This window comes from Actinomadura sp. CNU-125 (genome assembly GCF_001942465.1).
Classification (GTDB): Bacteria; Actinomycetota; Actinomycetes; order Streptosporangiales; family Streptosporangiaceae; genus Spirillospora.
In genome coordinates this window covers 1-17,958 of record NZ_MKJY01000083.1, presented here as the reverse complement: position 1 = coordinate 17,958, position 17,958 = coordinate 1, and the positions used below count along the sequence as shown (strand labels likewise).

At 72.4% G+C, this 17,958-nt stretch carries 13 protein-coding genes and 4 pseudogenes; 8 read left to right on the top strand and 9 right to left on the bottom strand.

What is annotated here, in order from left to right; translation table 11 throughout:
• The 3 genes and pseudogenes from BJF79_RS11285 to BJF79_RS11280 all read left to right on the top strand — a co-directional run.
• Positions 1–333: pseudogene (locus BJF79_RS11285) on the top strand (N-acetylglucosamine kinase); the annotation flags it as partial.
• A 95-nt stretch (positions 334–428) separates the two neighbouring features.
• Positions 429–806: pseudogene (locus BJF79_RS65450) on the top strand (hypothetical protein); the annotation flags it as partial.
• A gap of 92 nt (positions 807–898) precedes the next feature.
• Entirely contained in the window at positions 899–2,107 is a 1,209-nt protein-coding gene (locus BJF79_RS11280) for a glycoside hydrolase family 3 protein (protein WP_262401856.1), read from the top strand.
• A gap of 89 nt (positions 2,108–2,196) precedes the next feature.
• On the opposite strand, the gene ptsP is transcribed toward BJF79_RS11280, so the two are convergent.
• The 7 genes and pseudogenes from ptsP to nagA all read right to left on the bottom strand — a co-directional run bounded on the left by ptsP (position 2,197) and on the right by nagA (position 7,844).
• Positions 2,197–3,891 (bottom strand): phosphoenolpyruvate--protein phosphotransferase, encoded by a 1,695-nt coding sequence (gene ptsP, locus BJF79_RS11275; RefSeq protein WP_143219845.1) that lies wholly within the window; start codon positions 3,889–3,891, stop codon positions 2,197–2,199.
• On the bottom strand, positions 3,884–4,156 hold the full coding sequence (locus BJF79_RS11270; protein ID WP_075896892.1) for an HPr family phosphocarrier protein: 273 nt from the start codon (positions 4,154–4,156) through the stop codon (positions 3,884–3,886). The genes ptsP and BJF79_RS11270 overlap by 8 nt, the downstream gene beginning before the upstream one ends.
• A gap of 38 nt (positions 4,157–4,194) precedes the next feature.
• On the bottom strand, positions 4,195–4,869 hold the full coding sequence (locus BJF79_RS11265) for an HAD family hydrolase (protein ID WP_075896890.1): 675 nt from the start codon (positions 4,867–4,869) through the stop codon (positions 4,195–4,197).
• The gene (locus BJF79_RS11260) at positions 4,860–5,309 is read right to left on the bottom strand and encodes a PTS glucose transporter subunit IIA (protein WP_075896888.1); all 450 of its coding nucleotides are present in this window, start codon (positions 5,307–5,309) and stop codon (positions 4,860–4,862) included. Before BJF79_RS11260 ends, BJF79_RS11265 begins: the two co-directional genes overlap by 10 nt.
• A 34-nt stretch (positions 5,310–5,343) precedes the next feature.
• Entirely contained in the window at positions 5,344–5,577 is a 234-nt protein-coding gene (locus BJF79_RS11255) for a glucose PTS transporter subunit EIIB (protein WP_075896886.1), read from the bottom strand.
• A 64-nt stretch (positions 5,578–5,641) separates the two neighbouring features.
• Positions 5,642–6,681 (bottom strand): annotated as a pseudogene (locus tag BJF79_RS11250) (SIS domain-containing protein).
• A complete protein-coding gene (gene nagA / locus BJF79_RS11245; protein WP_262401855.1) occupies positions 6,678–7,844 on the bottom strand; it encodes an N-acetylglucosamine-6-phosphate deacetylase in 1,167 nt (388 codons plus the stop codon). Before nagA ends, BJF79_RS11250 begins: the two are co-directional and overlap by 4 nt.
• 152 nt (positions 7,845–7,996) lie before the next feature.
• Here nagA and BJF79_RS11240 point away from each other — a divergent pair, with 152 nt between their 5' ends.
• The 4 genes and pseudogenes from BJF79_RS11240 to BJF79_RS11225 all read left to right on the top strand — a co-directional run bounded on the left by BJF79_RS11240 (position 7,997) and on the right by BJF79_RS11225 (position 12,560).
• Positions 7,997–9,346: a PTS transporter subunit EIIC gene (locus tag BJF79_RS11240; protein ID WP_083733342.1), complete on the top strand. Its 1,350-nt coding sequence runs from the start codon at positions 7,997–7,999 to the stop codon at positions 9,344–9,346.
• 173 nt (positions 9,347–9,519) lie between these two features.
• Positions 9,520–10,257 (top strand): GntR family transcriptional regulator, encoded by a 738-nt coding sequence (locus BJF79_RS11235; RefSeq protein WP_075896884.1) that lies wholly within the window; start codon positions 9,520–9,522, stop codon positions 10,255–10,257.
• 21 nt (positions 10,258–10,278) lie between these two features.
• Positions 10,279–11,660, top strand: a pseudogene (locus BJF79_RS11230) (PTS transporter subunit EIIC).
• A 429-nt stretch (positions 11,661–12,089) separates the two neighbouring features.
• The gene (locus BJF79_RS11225; protein ID WP_075896882.1) at positions 12,090–12,560 is read left to right on the top strand and encodes an Rv3235 family protein; all 471 of its coding nucleotides are present in this window, start codon (positions 12,090–12,092) and stop codon (positions 12,558–12,560) included.
• Positions 12,561–12,621: 61 nt separating this feature from the next.
• On the opposite strand, the gene secA is transcribed toward BJF79_RS11225, so the two are convergent.
• A complete protein-coding gene (secA, locus tag BJF79_RS11220) occupies positions 12,622–15,639 on the bottom strand; it encodes a preprotein translocase subunit SecA (protein WP_075896880.1) in 3,018 nt (1,005 codons plus the stop codon).
• Between the two features lie 180 nt (positions 15,640–15,819).
• Between secA and BJF79_RS11215 the strand changes: the two genes are divergently transcribed.
• Positions 15,820–16,158: an HGxxPAAW family protein gene (locus BJF79_RS11215; protein WP_075896878.1), complete on the top strand. Its 339-nt coding sequence runs from the start codon at positions 15,820–15,822 to the stop codon at positions 16,156–16,158.
• A gap of 29 nt (positions 16,159–16,187) precedes the next feature.
• Here BJF79_RS11215 and BJF79_RS11210 read toward each other — a convergent pair whose 3' ends face one another.
• Positions 16,188–17,372, bottom strand: coding sequence for a winged helix-turn-helix domain-containing protein (locus BJF79_RS11210; protein WP_075896876.1), 1,185 nt, complete (start codon positions 17,370–17,372; stop codon positions 16,188–16,190).
• Positions 17,373–17,958: the final 586 nt, after the last annotated feature.

Here is a 17,958-nt window from a genome sequence, read left to right as displayed (position 1 = left end):
TCTACGGCCGCCCGGCCGCGGCGCTGGGCCGGCTCGGCCCGGTCGTCGCCGCCGCGGCGGCCGGCCGCGGGCGATCCGGTCGCCAAGCGGATCACCGAGGAGGCCGCGGCGTCGCTGCTGCGGGACGTGGACGCCGTGCGGCCCGCGCTGTCGGACGACCCGTGCCCGCCCGTCGTCATGCACGGCTCGGTGCTGCGCGAGGGCCCGGTCGCGGACGCCGTCCGCACCGGGCTGCGGAACCGGTTCGCCGAGGCGCCGCGCAGCGCCGGGGACGGTGCGGTGGGCGCGGCCGGGCTGGCCCTCCGTAGGCTGGGACATCCGCTTCCCTGCTAACGGCGGCCCCTCAGGGAGACCCATGGGTTTTGACGCTATGTCGCGTCGCATCGTCGCGCCGCCGCTACCCTGTGACGACGATCGACCCGGAGACCATGTCGGGGGGCCTGGTCAGGTGCGTTTTCCACGGAGTTCACTCGCGGTCGGCGCGGCGGTCGCGCTCGGCGGCGTCGACGCTCGCCGCCTGCAACGACGGCGGCGGCAGCGGCGACGGGACGGACGGGCGCGGCGGGGCGAGCGCGTCCGCGTCCGCGTCGGCACGCGCGTCGTCGCCGCCCGCCGACGCCTGGATCCCCGGGCACGTCGCGAAGATGAGCGTGGCCGAGAAGGTCGGGCAGCTGTTCGTCCCGACGTTCTACAGCCGCGCCGACGCGCTCCGCACGATCAAGCGGTACCACGTGGGCGGCCTGATCTACTTCCCGGAGAACTTCGGGTCTCCGGAGGAGACGGCCGCGCAGTCGAACGCGCTGCAGAAGGCGTCGAAGATCCCGCTGGTGCTGGGCGTGGACGAGGAGCAGGGCATCTCGTCACCCGCACGCCGTTCATCACCCGCTTCCCCGGCAACATGGCGCTCGGCGCGACGGCCGATCCGGCGCAGGCGCGCGCCGCCGCGCGCGTCACCGGGGCGGAGCTGCGCGCGGTCGGGATCAACCTCGACTACGCACCGGTCGCGGACGTCAACGTGAACCCGAACAATCCGGTCATCGGCGTCCGCTCGTTCGGGTCCGATCCGGCGCGGGTGTCGCAGATGGTGACCGGGGCCGTCCGGGGCTACCAGGACGCGGGGGTCGCGGCCGTCGCCAAGCACTTCCCCGGCCACGGCGACACCGCCACCGACAGCCACAGCGGCCTGCCGGTGATCGAGCACAGCCCGGACGAGTGGCGCGAGATCGACGCGCCGCCGTTCCAGGCCGCGATCGACGCCGGGGTGGACGCGATCATGACGGCGCACATCGTCGTCCCGAAACTCGACAAGTCGGGCGATCCGGCGACGCTGTCGAAGAACGTGCTGACCGGGCTGCTGCGCGAGAAGCTCGGCTACGACGGCGTGATCACGACCGACTCGCTGCGGATGGAAGGCGTCCGGACGAAGTACGGCGACGGGGCCGTCGCGGTGCGGGCCGTCCAGGCGGGCGCCGACCAGCTGCTGATGCCGCCCGACCTGCCGGAGGCGTACGGCGCGGTGGTGAAGGCAGTGAAGTCCGGGAAGATCACCCAGCAGCGGCTGGACGCGTCGGTCACCCGGATCCTGCGGCTGAAGCAGCGGCGCGGCCTGTTCGACCAGGCGCAGGCGGACCCGGCGAAGGCCGCGTCGGTCATCGGCAGCGAGCGGCACGAGGCGACGGCCCGGCAGGTCGCGGAGAAGGCGATCACGCTCGTCGCCGACAAGGGCGGCGTCCTGCCGCTGAAGGGCAAGACGGTCGCGGTGACCGGGCCGAAGGCCGCTGCGCTCGCCGACGCGCTGCAGGCCCAGGGCGTCCGGACGGCCCCCGCGGGTTCGGCGGACGTCACGGTGCTGACCACCGACGACGCCGGTTCGGCGACCGCCGGACGGGTGCGGGCGCTGCGCGGCAAGCCGGTGGTCGTGGCCGCGCTCGGCAGCCCCTACGACCTCGACTCGGCGCGCGGCGCGGCGGCGACGCTGGCCGCGTACTCGTCCGGGACGACGTCGCTGCAGGGCCTCGCGCGGGTGCTGGCGGGCGCGGTGAAACCGACCGGGAAGCTGCCGGTCCCGGCGGGCGGCGCGAAGGTCGGCCACGGCCTGACCTACTGACGTCACCCCGGTTCGTTGATCTGCGGCGTGTTGCCCTAACTCGGGCACCCATAAGGGCAACACGCCGCAGATCAACGTCAGGGGCCGCGCTAGATGCCCAGTTCGTCCAGGCCCGGGAGGAGTTCGCGGGCGTTGTTGCGGGCCTGCATCGCGGTGCGGCCGGTGCGCGCGGCCGCCGCGGCGTCCCGGCACTGGTCGAGGGTGTGCTTGGCCAGGGCCGCCCGCACCAGCGGCAGCGACGGCGCGCTCATCGACAGCGACGTCACGCCGAGCCCGACGAGCACGCAGGCCAGCGCCGGGTCGCCGGCGGCCTCCCCGCACACCCCGCACGGGACGCCCGCGGCGGCCGCGGGCGCGACCAGGTCGAGGACGGCGGGCTGCCACGGGTCCTGGAGGTGGGCGAGGCCGCCGATCTGCCGGTCGGCGGCGCACGCGTACTGCGTCAGGTCGTTGGTGCCGATGCTGAAGAACGCGACCTCGGACGCCAGATCGCGGGCGCGCAGCGCGGCGGCGGGCACCTCGATCATGACGCCGGGGGCCTCGATCCCGGCCTTGCCGCACTCGCGCGCGAAGAACGCCGCGTCCGCCGCGTCCGTCACCATCGGCGCCATGACCTGCAGCTTCGCGGTCGTCCCGGCGGACGCGCGGGCGAGCGCCCGCAGCTGCGCGGCGAGCACGTCGGGGTGCCGCAGCGACATCCGCAGCCCGCGCTCGCCGAGCGCCGGGTTGGGCTCCTCGCCGGGGGGCGGCAGGAACGCGAGGGGCTTGTCGGCACCGGCGTCCAGCGTCCGGACGACCACGCGGCCCTCCGGGAACGCCTCCAGCACCTTCCGGTACGCCTCCTCCTGCTCGGCGTCGGACGGCGGCGTCGCCCGGTCGAGGAACAGGAACTCGGTCCGGTACAGCCCGACGCCCTCGGCGCCGTTCGCCAGCGCCGCCTCGACGTCCTTCGGGCCGCCGATGTTCGCGAGCAGCGGCACCCGGTGCCCGTCCGCGGTGGCGCCCGGCCCGGTCGACTCGGCCAGCGCGGACGCGCGGGCCGCCGCGGCGGCGCGGGCGGCGGTCACCTCGGCGTCGGACGGGTCCGGACGGACGGTGCCCGCGGCCCCGTCGACGAGCACCGGGGTGCCGTCGGCGAGGGCGGTCGCGCCCGGGAGGGCCACGACGGCGGGCACGCCCATCGTGCGGGCGATGATCGCGGTGTGGCTGGTCGGGCCGCCCTCCTCGGTGACGAACGCGACGACCTGCGCGGGGTCGAGGACCGCGGTGTCGGCGGGGGCGAGGTCGCGGGCGACGAGCACGAACGGCTCGTCCGACTCCGGCACCCCGGGCACCGGGAGGCCCAGCAGCCGCGCGACCGTCCGGTCGCGGATGTCGTCGAGGTCGGTGACGCGCGCGGCGAGGTACTCGCCCGCGCCCGCGAGCATCTCCCGGTAGACGCCGAACGCCTCGAAGACCGCGCGGGCCGCGGCCGTCCCCGCGCCGATCTTGCCGCGGACGCCGTCGGCGAGGCCGGGGTCGCGCGCCATGAGCGCCTGCGCGTCCAGCACGTCCCGTCCGTCGGTGTTGCCGGCCGCGGCGGCGCGGGCGCCGCGCTCCTCAAGGTCGACCGCGACGGCTTCCAGTGCGGCGAGGGCGACCGCGTTCTCGGCCTCCGCGTCGCCCCCGTGCCGCTCCCCGGCCGCCGGTTCCGGCACCGCGCCCGCGATGCCGCGCACCGGCCCGAACCCGACTCCGGCGCTGACGCCCGCGCCCTGGAGTATGCCGCCCGCGCCCTCAGGCACCGCCGGGCTCCGGCGTCGAGAGCAGCGCCTCCAGGCTGTCGAGCAGCGCGTCGGCCTCGTCCCCCTCGGCGGACAGCACGACCTCCTCACCGTGCCGGGCGTCCAGGCCCAGCACCGCGAGGATGCTCTTGGCGTTCACCGGGTCGCCGCCGCGCTTGGCGACGGTCACGTCCATGGGGGCCTTCGCCGCGGTCTGCACGAACAGTGCGGCGGGTCGCGCGTGCAGGCCCACCTTCGACTCGATCCTCACACTGCGCTCGCTCACTGCACACTCCTCACCGGACGACGCCTTGGTCACCTTGCTCACGCGCCGGACACGGGCACGCGCAACGCGGGCCCCGGCGCGACGTTCACTTGCTGCAGGTCGGCGACCACGTGGTCGGCCGCGGCGAGCGCCATGGCCGGCTGGGTCGTTGTGATGCCGACGCAGGTCATCCCCGCCGCCTTGACCGCCGCCACCCCGGCCGGGGCGTCCTCGAAGCCGATCGACTCGTCCGGCGGGACGCCGAGGTCGCGGGCCGCCGCCAGGTACCCCTCGGGGTGCGGCTTGCCGGTGGCGACGTCACCGGCGGTCAGCACGATGTCGAGCAGGTCGCGGATGCCGAGCACGGCCAGCAGCCCCTCGGCGTACGCGCGCTGCCCGGACGTCACGACGGCCAGCGGCAGCCCGGCGTCCGCCAGCGACCGGACGAGCGCGACCGCGCCGGGCACCGGCTCGGGCGGCGGCATCCCCGGCAGCGACTCGTAGGAGATCGCCTCCTCGAACAGCTCCTCGGCCGTCCGGCCGGGGAACATGTGCAGCAGGTCCTGCAGCACCTCCAGGCCGCGGCGCCCCGCGAACGAGGCGATCATCTCCTCGTCGTGCGGGACGCCGTGCGCCTCGAACAGCTTGCGCCACATGACGCGGTTGCGCGGCTCGCTGTCGATCAGGGTGCCGTCGAGATCGAACACCGCCGCGCGGAGCGGAATCAGCTCCATGTGAACAGCTCGTCCCCCTTCGTGACCTCGCCGGTCTCGACGACGTCGGCCAGCGCGCCGTCCCCGGCGTCCAGCGCGACCACCGCGCAGACCGGCGAGCGGCCGCCCGCCTCGATCACCGCCGGGTTCCAGCCGACCAGCGGCTGCCCGGCGGTCACCTCGTCGCCCTCGGCGGCGAGCAGCTCGAAGCCCTCGCCCTTCAGCTTGACGGTGTCGATGCCGAGATGCACGAGGACGCCGTGCCCCTCGGCGTCCACCACGACGTACGCGTGCGGATGCAGCTTGACGATCTTGCCGGTGACGGGGGCGATCGCCCGGCCGGGGCCGCGCTCGGGGTCGACCGCGGTGCCCGGACCGACCATGGCCTGCGCGAACACCGGGTCGGGCACCCCGGCCAGGCCGACGACGCGGCCGGACACCGGGGAGAGTACTCGGGTCATGTGGAGGTCCCTCGTCCTTCGTCGCGTCGGGCCGTCAGTCGAGGATGTCCTCGATGTCACTGGCGATCGTGTCGGCCTCCGTGCCGACCACGACCTGCACGACCTTGCCGCTCTTCATCACGCCGAACGCGCCGGCCGCCTTCAGGCCCGCCTCGTCGACCTTGCCGGGGTCGGAGACCTCCGTGCGCAGCCGGGTCGCGCACGGCTCGATCTCCTCGATGTTGTCGGCGCCGCCCAGCGCGGCGACGATCGCCTCGGCCTTGTCCATGTCGTGTCTCCTCGGTCCGGGGTGGGGCAGACCCTCCGGTGAACGGGTCTTCGGGTGCGGGGGCTCAGGTCGTCTGAGTCACCTTGTTCAGGCCGCGCGGGACGTCGGGGTCGATCCCGAGGCGGCGCGCCAGGTTCTCGACCAGGATCTGGCCGGGGACGATCAGGCCCAGCGGCGCCGTCCACTCGGGCAGCGCGGGGCCGGGGAGCGCCGCCGTGCACGCGGCGGCCAGGCCCGCGCCGCCGCCGACGCCGTACGCGGGCGCGCCGCGCCCCGCACGCGTTCGGCGAGCGCGATCGTCCCGGGGAGCGTCGGGCCGGAGTCGGCGGCGACGAGCAGCGCGGGCGTCTTCGCGTCCACGACCGCGATCGGGCCGTGCAGCAGGTCCGCGTACGACAGGCCCATGGCGTGCAGGTAGCACGCCTCCTTGATCTTCAGCGCGAGTTCCAGCGCGGTGCCGAACGCGATCCCGCGTCCGGACACGACCGTGCCCGAGACGTCCGCGAGCTCCTCCACGATCTGGGCCAGCGCGGGGGACGCCTCGGTGGCCTCGACCAGCCCCGCGACCTCGTCGGGGACGCGGCGCAGGTCGTCCTCCGCCACGTCCGCGCCGAGACCGAGGCCGAGGACGGACAGCGCGGCGAGCTGCGTCGTGTACGTCTTCGTCGCCGGGACGGCCTTCTCCTCCCCGGCCCGCGTGATCAGTGCGACCTCGGCCGCCTCCGCCAGCGGGGAGCGCTCGCCGTTGGTGACCGACACCGTGCGGGCGCCGCAGTCGGCGGCCCACTGCAGCGTCTCGACGATCTCCTCGGTCTTGCCCGACTGGCTGATCGCCACCGCCAGCACGCCCGAAAGATCCAGCTTCCGCCGGTAGGTCGTCGCGATGGACGGCGCGGCGGGCGTCCCCAGCCGCCCCGCGCGGGACTCCACCAGGTACCGCCCGTACGCGGCCGCGTTGTCGGAGGACCCGCGCGCGATGAACAGCACCTGCCGCGTCTCCCCCGCCAGCTTCGCGATGTCGGCGGTGCGCGGCAGCAGCGCGTCGATCGTCCGGCGCAGCGCGTCCGGCTGCTGGCCGAGTTCGGCGCGCATCAGACTGGTCATGAATCCCCTCCGAAGACTTTCTGCCCGTTGATCCAGGTCGCATGCGCCCGGTGGTCCGGGCCGAGATGCACCAGGTCGGCGGCGGCGCCGGGCGCGATCCGGCCCAGGTCGGCGCGGCCGATCAGGTCCGCGGGGACGCGCGTGGCGGCGTCCACCGCCGCGGCCGGGTCGACGCCGATCGCGATCGCGTTGCCGATCGCCTCGTCCAGCCGCAGGCCCGAACCGGCGATCGTCCCGTCGGCGCGCAGCGGCGGGCCCTCCGCGGGCATGGTGATCGGCTCGCCGCCGAGGTCGTAGGTGCCCGGCGGCATCCCGGCCGACGACGCCGCGTCGGTCACCAGGACGGTCCGGCCCGCGGCCGCGCGGAACACGAGCTTCGCGGCCGTCGCGGACACGTGGTGCAGGTCGAGGATCAGGCCGGGGCTGAGCCGGTCGTCGATCAGCGCCTGCGCGGCGACGCCCGGGTCGCGGTGGTGCACGCCGGACTGCGCGTTGAAGATGTGGGTGACCTTGCGGGCGCCCGCGCCGGCCGCGGCGGCGACCTGCTCGGCCGTCGCGTCGCTGTGCCCGACGCTGACCAGGACGCCCGCGCCGGTGAGCGTCCGGATCGCGTCGAGGGCGCCGGTGCGCTCGGGGGCGAGGGTGACGAGCTTGACCAGGCCGGTCTCGAGCAGCGTCGCGATCGCCTCGGGCGTCGGGTCGGTGATGTGGTCGGCGTTGTGGGCGCCCTTGCGCTTCTCCGACAGGAACGGGCCTTCGAGGTGGACGCCCAGGACGCGCGTCCCGTCCGGGAGGCGGGGCAGGAACCCGCGGACGCGGCGCAGCGCGTCCGCCTGCGTCTCGACGGGCGCGGTGATGAACGTGGGGAGGAACGAGGTCACGCCCGTCTCGGGGAGGCGCGACACGACGGTGCGCCAGCCGGTCTCGTCGGCGTCCACCATGTCGTGGCCGAAGAAGCCGTTGACCTGGAGGTCGACGAGGCCCGGGGCGAGGAGGCCGCCGCGCAGTTCGACGTCGGGCGTCCCGTCCGGGTCGCCTCGCCGACCTCGGTGATCACACCGTTCTCGACTCGGACGTATCCCCGGGAGAGCACGCGGGTAGTACCACCGGCGGGGGTGGTGATCATGCTTTCGGCCGTGATCAGAAGTGACATCTCTGCGCACTCTCCGTGACGCTGCGATCGCTTGTCGTCGCCTTTCGCGACTGGTCTAGTCCGGACTAGACCAGTCAGCACCATACTGCACGAATCGGATGCAACTAAAGATGTCGGTCCGAACTCCTCCCATCGGGCCCGCTCGGGGGAGGTCATCGGCGGATGAGTTCGGCAACCGCGACCGGCGGCGACGGCGGCACCGGCGACGGCGACGGCGGGGTGCGCCGCGCCTGGTCGGCGACGTTCGGCGTGCTCCAGCGCATCGGCCGCAGCCTCATGCTCCCGATCGCCGTCCTGCCCGCCGCGGGCATCCTGCTGCGCCTCGGCCAGCCCGACCTCCTAGGCGCGGACGGCCTGGGCCAGGACCGCATCGCCGAAGTGTTCGCCGCCGCGGGCGGCGCCCTCCTCGACAACCTCGCGATCCTGTTCGCCGTCGGTGTCGCCATCGGGTTCGCGAAGAAGTCCGACGGCTCGACCGCCCTCGCCGCCGTCGTCGCCTACCTCGTGTTCGACCGCGTCTCGAAGGTGATGTTCGCGCACACCGACGAACTGCGCGCGTCCGTCGTCCAGAACGTCCAGCAGGAGGACGGCTCGCTGGAGGAGACCGTCGCGTACGGGCTGCAGAACCCGACGCAGGTCCTCGGCGGCATCGTCGTGGGGATCATGGTCGCGCTGCTCTACCAGCGGTTCTACCGGGTGAAGCTGCCGTCGTGGCTCGCGTTCTTCGGCGGCCGCCGGTTCGTCCCGATCGTCAGCGCGGGCGGTGCGCTGCTGCTCGGCGTCGTCTTCGGGTTCGTCTGGCCGACGCTCGGCGGCTGGATCAACGACTTCGGCGACTGGCTCACCGGCGCGGGCGCCGTCGGCGCCGGGCTCTACGGCGTCGCGAACCGGCTGCTGCTGCCGTTCGGCCTGCACCACATCCTGAACTCGCTGATCTGGTTCGTCTTCGGCACGTACCGCGAGCCGGACGGCGACGTCGTCCACGGCGAGATCAACCGGTACCTCGCGGGCGACCCGGACGCCGGGACGTTCCTCGCCGGGTTCTTCCCCGTGCTGATGTTCGGCCTGCCCGGCGCCGCGCTCGCCATCTGGCGCGCCGCGCCCCCGCACCGCCGCCCGGCCGTCGGCGGCATCATGATCTCCGCCGCGCTCACCGCGTTCGTCACCGGCGTCACGGAGCCGATCGAGTTCTCGTTCATGTTCGTGGCGCCCGTCCTGTACGGGATCCACGTCGTGCTGACCGGCCTGTCGATGGGCGTGCTCGCGGCCCTGGACGCCCAGCTCGGGTTCAGCTTCTCGGCCGGGCTCATCGACCTGCTGCTCAACGCGACCAAGAGCAACACCCGGCACCTGTGGCTGATCATCGGGATGGGCGTCCTGTACTTCGTCCTGTACTACGCGATCTTCAGTTTCGTGATCCGGCGGTTCGACCTGCCGACGCCCGGCCGGGAGCCGGAAGAGGACATGCCGCCGGAGTCAAAGCCCGACACCCCGCCCCCGCGAGCCCGTTGACCTGCGAAAACGTCGATCTTGCCAGCACGTCGCCGTGATCGGCCCGTTATCTTTTCGTGCATTGACACGTCTTTCATCCGTGTGGTCTAGTCCGGCCTAGACCAGTCCGAAACCGACACGAAGCCCAACACGTCCGACGACCATCGATCCGGCTCCGGCCATCGAGGACCCCCGTGACCATCGATCCGCACAGTCCCGTCCCGAAGTACTTCCAGCTCCGCGCGATCCTGCTCGATCTCATCGAGAGCGCGGAGCTGCCCGTGGACGCCCCGATCCCCTCGGAACGCGAACTGTGCGCCCGGTACGAGCTGTCCCGCATGACCGTCCGGCAGGGGGTCGACCAGCTCGTCACCGAGGGACGCCTCTACCGCGTCCCCGGCAAGGGCACGTTCGTCGCCCGCCCCAAGATCGAGATGCCGCTGCGGCTGGTGTCGTTCACCGAGGACATGCTCGCCCGCGGGCTGCGCCCCGGCGCCGTCGACCTCGACCGCCGCACCGCCCCCGCCGACGCGCACCTCGCCCGCGTCTTCGGGGTCGAGGCGGGCACGCCCGTCCACATCATCGAACGGCTGCGCACCGCCGACGGCGAGCCGATGGCCCTCGAACGCGCGCACATCCTCGCCGCGCTGGCCCCCGACCTGCTCGACCGGCGGCTCGCCGACCGATCCCTGTACGGCGTCCTCGAAGCCGTCTACGGAATCGTCTTCGACGCCGGCGACCAGACCATCGACGCCGGCCTCGCCGACGCCGCCGACGCCAGGCACCTGCAGATCGCCAAGGGCAGCGCCGTGCTGCTCCTGCAACGACGCTCGTACACCGGAGGCGTGTGCGCCGAACTGGGCGTGTCGACCTACAGAGCGGACCGCTACCAGATCCACACGGCCCTCGGAAACCCCCCGCCGAACTCCTAACCCCCAAGGAGGAACCCCCCGATGACAGCGACAACCGTGGACTCGGCGCCACGCCGAGGGTCGAACGTGCTGGGCGTGCTCCAGCGCATCGGCCGCAGCCTCATGCTGCCGATCGCCGTCCTACCCGCCGCCGCGCTGCTGCTGCGCTTCGGCCAAGCCGACATGCTCGGCGCGGACGGCCTCGGCTGGGACCGCGTCGCCGAGATCGTCGGCGAGGCCGGCAACGCGCTGTTCGCCGCCCTGCCCCTGCTCTTCGCCGTCGGCGTGGCGATCGGTTTCGCCAAGAAATCCGACGGCTCCACCGCCCTCGCCGCGGTGGTCGGCTACCTGGTCTTCGACCGCGTGTCCAAGATCATGTTCTCGCACACCGACGAACTCAAGGGCAACGTCCTCGTCACCACGGTGACGGACGGCGCGCAGGCCGAGGTCATCAACTGGGGCGCGAAGAACCCGACCGACGTCCTCGGCGGCATCCTCATGGGCCTCGTCGCGGCCCTGCTCTACCAGCGGTTCTACCGGATCAAGCTGCCGACCTGGCTCGCGTTCTTCGGCGGCCGCCGGTTCGTCCCGATCATCACCGCCGTCGCGGGCCTCGCGCTCGGCATCCTCATCGGCTTCCTCTGGCCCGTCCTCGGCGGCTGGCTCACCGACTTCGGCGAGTGGATCACCGGCGCGGGCGCCGCGGGCGCGGGCGTCTACGGCGTCATCAACCGCCTCCTGCTGCCGTTCGGCCTGCACCACATCCCGAACTCGCTGATCTGGTTCGTCTTCGGCGAGTACACGGCCCCCGACGGCTCCGTGACGAACGGCGAGATCAACCGGTACCTGGCCGGGGACCCGGACGCGGGCGGCTTCCTCGCCGGGTTCTTCCCCGTGCTCATGTTCGGCCTCCCCGGCGCCGCCCTCGCGATGTGGCACGCCGCGCCCAAGCACCGCCGCCCGGCGGTCGGCGGCATCATGATCTCCGCCGCGCTCACCGCGTTCGTCACCGGCGTCACCGAACCCATCGAGTTCGCGTTCATGTTCGTCGCGCCGCTGCTGTACGGCGCCACGTCGTCCTGACCGGCATCTCGATGGCGGTCCTGGAGGCCGCCGGGGCCCAACTCGGCTTCGGCTTCTCCGCAGGCCTCATCGACCTGCTGCTGAACGCGCGGAAGGACAACACCGAAGGGTTGTGGCTCATCATCGGGATGGGCGTCCTGTACTTCGTCCTGTATTACGTCATCTTCAGATTCCTGATCGTGCGGTTCAACATCCCGACCCCGGGCCGAGAACCGGACGACGAGGAGTCGGTCGCCGCCGACCCCGCCGCGGACCCGGAGATGGCCGGCGCGGCCAAGGCCAAGGAGAAGGGCAAGCCGCGCAAGAACGGCGGTGAACCGCAGGACACCCCGGCCACCTGACCCTCACCCGGGCCGGTTCTCCCACCGGTCCGCCCCGCGAGTCCCGGCTCCCGAACCACCCGACGGGACTCACCCGCAGCGGCGGGGCGCCTCCCAAGGCGCCCCGCCGCCGCCTTTCCGCCCCTTTCCGGAGTGATGCCCGAAACGCGCCCCCACAGCGGACGCGCGTCATCTCCGGCCCGCACCGCACCTACCCGACACACCCCTCCATGCGGCACACCCCTCCGCGCCGCACACAACCTCCATGCGGGACGCGCCCTCCATGCAGGACGTGCCCTCCATGCGGGACGCGCGTTATGTGCGGGACGCGCGTTATATGGGGATGTTCGGCGCGGGGCAGAAGTCGGCCGTGGCCGTATCCGGCCACCATGTATTTATGGGGCCGCTCGGGGCTCTGTGTCTCGACAGCACCGAGCAGGAGGTCCCCCCATGAGCCGTCGCCCGAACACGTCCGCGATCGTCCGCGTCAACCGGTACCCCGCCGCACCCGGGACGGACGGTGCCCTCGCCCTCGGGCGGGTGCCCGGCGCCGTCGCCGCCGAGAACCGGCTGCGGGTCGTGCGGCCGGGGGACGACGCGGACGCGGAGGTGCGCAAGCTCGCCGAGGCGGCGGTGCGGATGGTCGCCGAGACGCTCGCCGGGATCCGGCCCGCGACACGCCTGTCGGTGATCGCCGTGCCGGAGGTGTGCCGCGCGCTGGACGCACGGCGCGCGATCCCGTCCGCGCGACGGATCGTCCCGCCGCGCGTCCTCACCACCTGGCTGCAGCGGCCCGGGCCCGCGGCGGCCGAGACGGGCGCCGTCATCGTCGTCGCGGGCCGCGTGCACGCGCTGGCGCTGCGGCTGGAGCACCGGCGCGACCGGTGGCGCTGCACGACCGTCGAGACCACCGCCGCCTAGGGCGGCGGGCACGCGAACGGCCCCCGGGGAAGTCCCCGGGGGCCGTCTGCGTCAAATCGCGTTACTTGTTCTTCGCGCGCGGGTCGCCGTGGCAGCGCTTGAACTTCTTGCCGGAACCGCACGGGCACGGCTCGTTGCGGCTCACCCCGGCGTACGGGTCGTCCGTCTCCTCGCTGTGGGTCTCGACGCCGCCCTCACCGTCGACGGTCGGGGCCGAGTACTCCAGCTTCTTCGGACGGTCCGGCTCGCCGAGGCCCTTCGCGACGATCGCCGGGGCCTCGCCGGACTCCTCGACCGAGTCGTCCTCGGCAGCGTCCTCGGCCTTCTCCTCGGCGGCCTCGTCCTCGGCGGTCTCGGTCGTGGACGACTTGGCCACCGACACCGGCTCGGCACCGACCTTCGGCGTCTGCGGCTGCTCCTCCACCTCGACCTCGAGGTTGAACAGGTAGCCGACCGACTCCTCCTTGATGCCGTCCAGCATCGCGTTGAACATGTCGTAGCCCTCGCGCTGGTACTCGACCAGCGGGTCGCGCTGCGCCATGGCCCGCAGGCCGATGCCTTCCTGGAGGTAGTCCATCTCGTAGAGGTGCTCGCGCCACTTGCGGTCCAGCACCGACAGGACGACGCGGCGCTCCAGCTCCCGCATCACCTCGGCGCCGAGCGCCTCCTCGCGCTTCTCGTACGCCTTCTCGGCGTCGTCGCGCATCTTCTCGGCGAGCGTCTCGGCGTCCAGGTTCGAGATCTCGCCGCCGGCGGCGTCCTCGACCAGCTCGTCGACCGTCATCGAGACCGGGTAGAGCTGCTTGAACGCCTTCCAGAGCTTCTCGAGGTCCCACTCCTCGGCGTAGCCCTCGCCGGTCGCGCCCGCGACGTAGCCCGCGACGACCTCGTCGATCATCCGGCGGACCTGCTCGTGCAGGTCCGCGCCCTCCAGCACCTTGCGGCGCTCGGCGTAGATGACCTTGCGCTGCCGGTTCAGCACCTCGTCGTACTTCAAGACGTTCTTGCGCATCTCGAAGTTCTGCTGCTCGACCTGGCTCTGCGCCGACTTGATCGCGTTCGTCACGATCTTGGACTCGATCGGGACGTCGTCCGGGATGTTCAGCCGCGTCATGATCGCCTCGACGCGGGCCGAGTTGAACAGCCGCATCAGGTCGTCCTCCAGCGACAGGTAGAACCGGGACTCGCCCGGGTCGCCCTGCCGGCCGGACCGGCCGCGCAGCTGGTTGTCGATCCGCCGCGACTCGTGCCGCTCGGTCGCCAGCACGTACAGGCCGCCCACCTCGACGACCTCTTCGTGCTCGCCCTTGACGGCCTCCTTGGCCTTCTCGAGCGCCTCCGGCCAGGCCGTCTCGTACTCCTCCGGAGTGTCCAGCGGCGACAGGCCCCGCTGGTGCAGCTCCAGGTCGGCGCGGAAGTCGGGGTTGCCGCCGAGCATGATGTCGGTGCCGCGACCGGCCATGTTCGTCGCGACGGTGACGCTGCCCTTGCGGCCCGCCTCCGCGACGATCGCCGACTCCTGCTCGTGGTGCTTGGCGTTCAGCACCTGGTGCGGGATGCCGCGCCGCTTGAGCATCTTGCTCAGCCGCTCCGACTTGTCCACCGACGTGGTGCCGACCAGGACCGGCTGGCCCTTCTCGTGCCGCTCGGCGATGTCGTCGACCACGGCCTCGAACTTGGCCTGCTCGGTCTTGTAGACGACGTCCGCGACGTCCTCGCGGACCATCGGCTTGTTCGTCGGAATCGGGACGACGCCCAGGTAGTAGGTCTTGTTGAACTCCGCCGCCTCGGTCTCCGCCGTACCGGTCATACCGGACAGCTTCTGGTAGAGGCGGAAGTAGTTCTGCAGGGTGATCGTGGCGAGCGTCTGGTTCTCGTCCTTGATGGACACGCCCTCCTTGGCCTCGATGGCCTGGTGCATGCCCTCGTTGTAGCGGCGGCCGTGGAGGATGCGGCCGGTGAACTCGTCCACGATCAGGACCTCGCCGTTCATGACGACGTAGTCCTTGTCGCGCTTGTACAGCTCCTTGGCCTTCAGCGCGTTGTTGAGGAAGCTCACCAGCGGCGTGTTCACCGAGTCGTACAGGTTGTCGATGCCGAGGTAGTCCTCGACCTTCTCGACGCCCGACTCGGTGATGCCGACCGTGCGCTTCTTCTCGTTGACCTCGTAGTCGCCGGGGCCGTACTCGTCGACCTGACCGGCGTTGCTCACCAGCTCCGCCCGCTTCAACCGCGGGACGATCTTCGCGAACTCCGCGTACCACTTGGAGTTCTGCTCAGCGGGACCCGAAATGATCAGCGGCGTCCGGGCCTCGTCGATCAGGATCGAGTCGACCTCGTCGACGATCGCGAAGTAGTGGCCGCGCTGGACGCACTCCTCCAGGCTCCACGCCATGTTGTCGCGCAGGTAGTCGAAGCCGAACTCGTTGTTCGTCCCGTAGGTGATGTCGGCGCTGTAGGCGGCGCGGCGCTCGTCCGGCGTCATCTGCGGGAGGATGACCCCGACCTCGAGCCCCAGGAACTGGTGCACACGGCCCATCCACTCGGCGTCGCGCCTGGCCAGGTAGTCGTTCACCGTGACGATGTGAACGCCCTTGCCGGCGAGCGCGTTGAGGTACGCGGGGAGCACGCAGGTCAGGGTCTTGCCCTCGCCGGTCTTCATCTCGGCGATGTAGCCGACATGGCGCTTGACGGCGCCCGCCTGCTCGGACGTACGCCTGTCCTCGTCGGCCGCGCGGTGGTCGCTCATGTGCAGCGCGGCGCCGCCCATGATCTGCACGTCGTAGTGGCGCTGGCCGAGCACCCGGCGAGCGGCCTCACGGGCGGTCGCGAAAGCCTCGGGCAGAAGCTCGTCGAGGACCTCGCGTTCGGCGTCCCGCTGCCGCTTGCCCTTGTCGGTGAGCTTCGCCACGTTCTCGGCGAACTGCTCCTTGAACTTCGCAGTCTGCTCGCGCAACTCGTCGTCGCTCATCTCGAGGAAGTCTTCCTCGATCGAGTTGACCTGATCCGCGAGCTTCTTGAGCTTGCGCAGGGTTTTTCCCTCGCCCGCACGAAGGATTCTGTCGATGACTGGCGGCACTCTCGAAGGCTCCTTGCAGATCGTGGTTGACCGCTCCCGGCGGCACGCACACCACACGTACGATGCCCATCGTAGGCGAGACCCAGAATGGTCTAGCTCACTCCCGCGGCGCAATCGTTGCGACCCGTTTGATCCTTCCCGTCACGGACAGGATCTTTCACAAGACGGAGGGAGGCCCCCATGTCCGAAGAGTCCACCGGGTCCCACGCCGGACGTCCCGGCTCCTGGCTCGCCGTGTCGATCATCTTCGCCGGATTCGTCGTCGGCGGCGTCGCACTGTGCATCGGGCCCGCCTGGATCATGTTCTGGGTCGGCGTCGGCATCATCGTCCTCGGGATGATCGTCAGCGGCTTCGTGCACCTGTTCGCCGACGTCGTCGTGGACGCCCCCCGGGTGATCCCCGAGATCGTCGACTACTCCCTCTTCGGCTCCCGCACGGACAAACGCCGCGGCGGGCCGAAGGGCGAGGCGCTGGACCTTCCCGTCGCCACCGATCCCCAACAAAGCCCCCACGGCTGATTCTTCCCGACCGGAAGCACCGTTTTCGGTCAGCGCGGGTCGGCTCCGGCCCGGACGGCGGCGGCCACGAGGGCCGGGTCGGCGTCGACCCGCTCCACCCGGACGTCGTCGCACCCCACCCACCCGGCGGCACGCCACAGCGCCGCGGCGAGCGCCGCGGCCGACGCCTCCGCCCGAGCGGCGGTCCGCACCGCCCACGGTTCGAACGACGCCTGCCGGGCGACCAGGGTGCGCCCGTCCCGGGCCGGGTCGACGCGGCCGATGAGGCGCCCGCCGGACAGCAGCGGCATCGTGAAGTAGCCGTGCACCCGTTTGGCCTTCGGCACGTACGCCTCCAGCCGGTGGTCGAACCCGAACACCCGTGACGTCCGCGCCCGGTCCCACACCAGGGAGTCGAACGGCGAGAGCAGCGTCGTCACGTGCCGCCCCCGCGCCGGGACGTCCAGCGCCTCGGGATCGGCCCACGCGGGGCGCCCCCACCCGGCCACCTCGACCGGCACGAGACCCGTCCCCTCGATGACACGGTCGACCTCGTCCTGCCGGACCCGGTAGTAGTCCGCCAGGTCCGCGCGCGTCGCCACGCCGAGCGCCCGTCCGGCCCTCCCCACGAGCTCGGTCAGGCACTCGTCGTCGCCGGGGTCGCGCGCGAGCAGCTCCGCGGGCACCGCCCGTTCCGCGAGGTCGTAGACGCGGCGCCAGCCGACCCGCCGCACGCAGACGACCTCGCCGACGTCCAGCAGCCACTCGATGCCGATCTTCTGGTCGCTCCAGTCCCACCATTCGGCGCTTGCCTTGGCCCCGCCGAGCTCCCGAGTGGTGAGCGGCCCGTCCGTCCGCAGCCGCTCGCGCACCACGTCGCACACGCCCTCGGGAACCTTGTGCCAGCGCCACCCGCGACGCTCGTACGCCCGCCGCCGGAACGCGAACAGCGGCCAGTCGTCCAGGGGCAGGACGGACGCGGCGTGCGCCCAGTACTCGAACGCCGTCGGCGTCCCGTTCCCCCAGTACGCCGACTCCACCGGCTCGCGCCCCACCGCCCCGAGGCGCGCGTAGGGCACCAGCTCGTGCGACCTCGCCAGCACCGAGATCGTGTCCAGTTGGACGGCCCCCAGCCGCCGCAGCATCGCGGGCACCCCGCCCCTGTGCCGCGCCCCCAGCAACCCCTGGGCACGCAACTGCAGCCGTCTCGCCTCGTCCGCACTGAGCTCGATCACGCCCGCGATGCTACGCCACAACACCGACAAACCCCCTTTGCCGGTCGCCCGGCCGCCGAAAACGAAGGCCAGGCGTGCGCCCCCCAGAGGCCCGGCTGTGCCCAAGCCCCGGATGTGGATGGGGCGGACGTCAAGCCCCGGTAGCACCCCGGAGACTTGGCTGTAAGCGGGTTGGCGCGACCGCGAGTGTGGCCGCAGACCCGACCCCAGGGCATGGGCCGGGTGGGCCCAGAGGCCCGGGGTACGGGCCCAAGCACGAACCCGAGTGCCGTTGTGGCTCCCGGCATGGGCGGGCGCGGCCCGAGTGCGAGTGTGGGCACAAGCCCTAGGCGCGGGCGGGATAGGCGCGCGCGAGCCGGGTGTAAACGCGGACGGGGATGGACGGGGTGGGCATCGAGCCCCAGAGCCGGACGGAGCGGGCCCAGAGACCCAGGGTGCAGGCCCGAGCACGGGTGTAGGCACAGACCCCAAGCGTCGGCGTGAAGGGCCGAGTGCGGGCAGACACCGGCCCTGGGACCCCTGGCGTGGGCCCGGTGCGGATGTGGGGCACAGGACCGCGCGTGGGCGGGGTGGGCGCGTGTGAGCC

Excerpts from the sequence above, each read along its gene's own strand:
- BJF79_RS11280 (WP_262401856.1), top strand. The coding sequence starts at position 899 with ATGGCGCTCGGCGCGACGGCCGATCCGGCGCAGGCGCGCGCCGCCGCG.
- BJF79_RS11265 (WP_075896890.1), bottom strand. The coding sequence starts at position 4,869 with ATGGAGCTGATTCCGCTCCGCGCGGCGGTGTTCGATCTCGACGGCACC.
- BJF79_RS11260 (WP_075896888.1), bottom strand. The coding sequence starts at position 5,309 with ATGACCCGAGTACTCTCCCCGGTGTCCGGCCGCGTCGTCGGCCTGGCC.
- BJF79_RS11255 (WP_075896886.1), bottom strand. The coding sequence starts at position 5,577 with ATGGACAAGGCCGAGGCGATCGTCGCCGCGCTGGGCGGCGCCGACAAC.
- BJF79_RS11240 (WP_083733342.1), top strand. The coding sequence starts at position 7,997 with ATGAGTTCGGCAACCGCGACCGGCGGCGACGGCGGCACCGGCGACGGC.
- BJF79_RS11225 (WP_075896882.1), top strand. The coding sequence starts at position 12,090 with ATGAGCCGTCGCCCGAACACGTCCGCGATCGTCCGCGTCAACCGGTAC.
- BJF79_RS11215 (WP_075896878.1), top strand. The coding sequence starts at position 15,820 with ATGTCCGAAGAGTCCACCGGGTCCCACGCCGGACGTCCCGGCTCCTGG.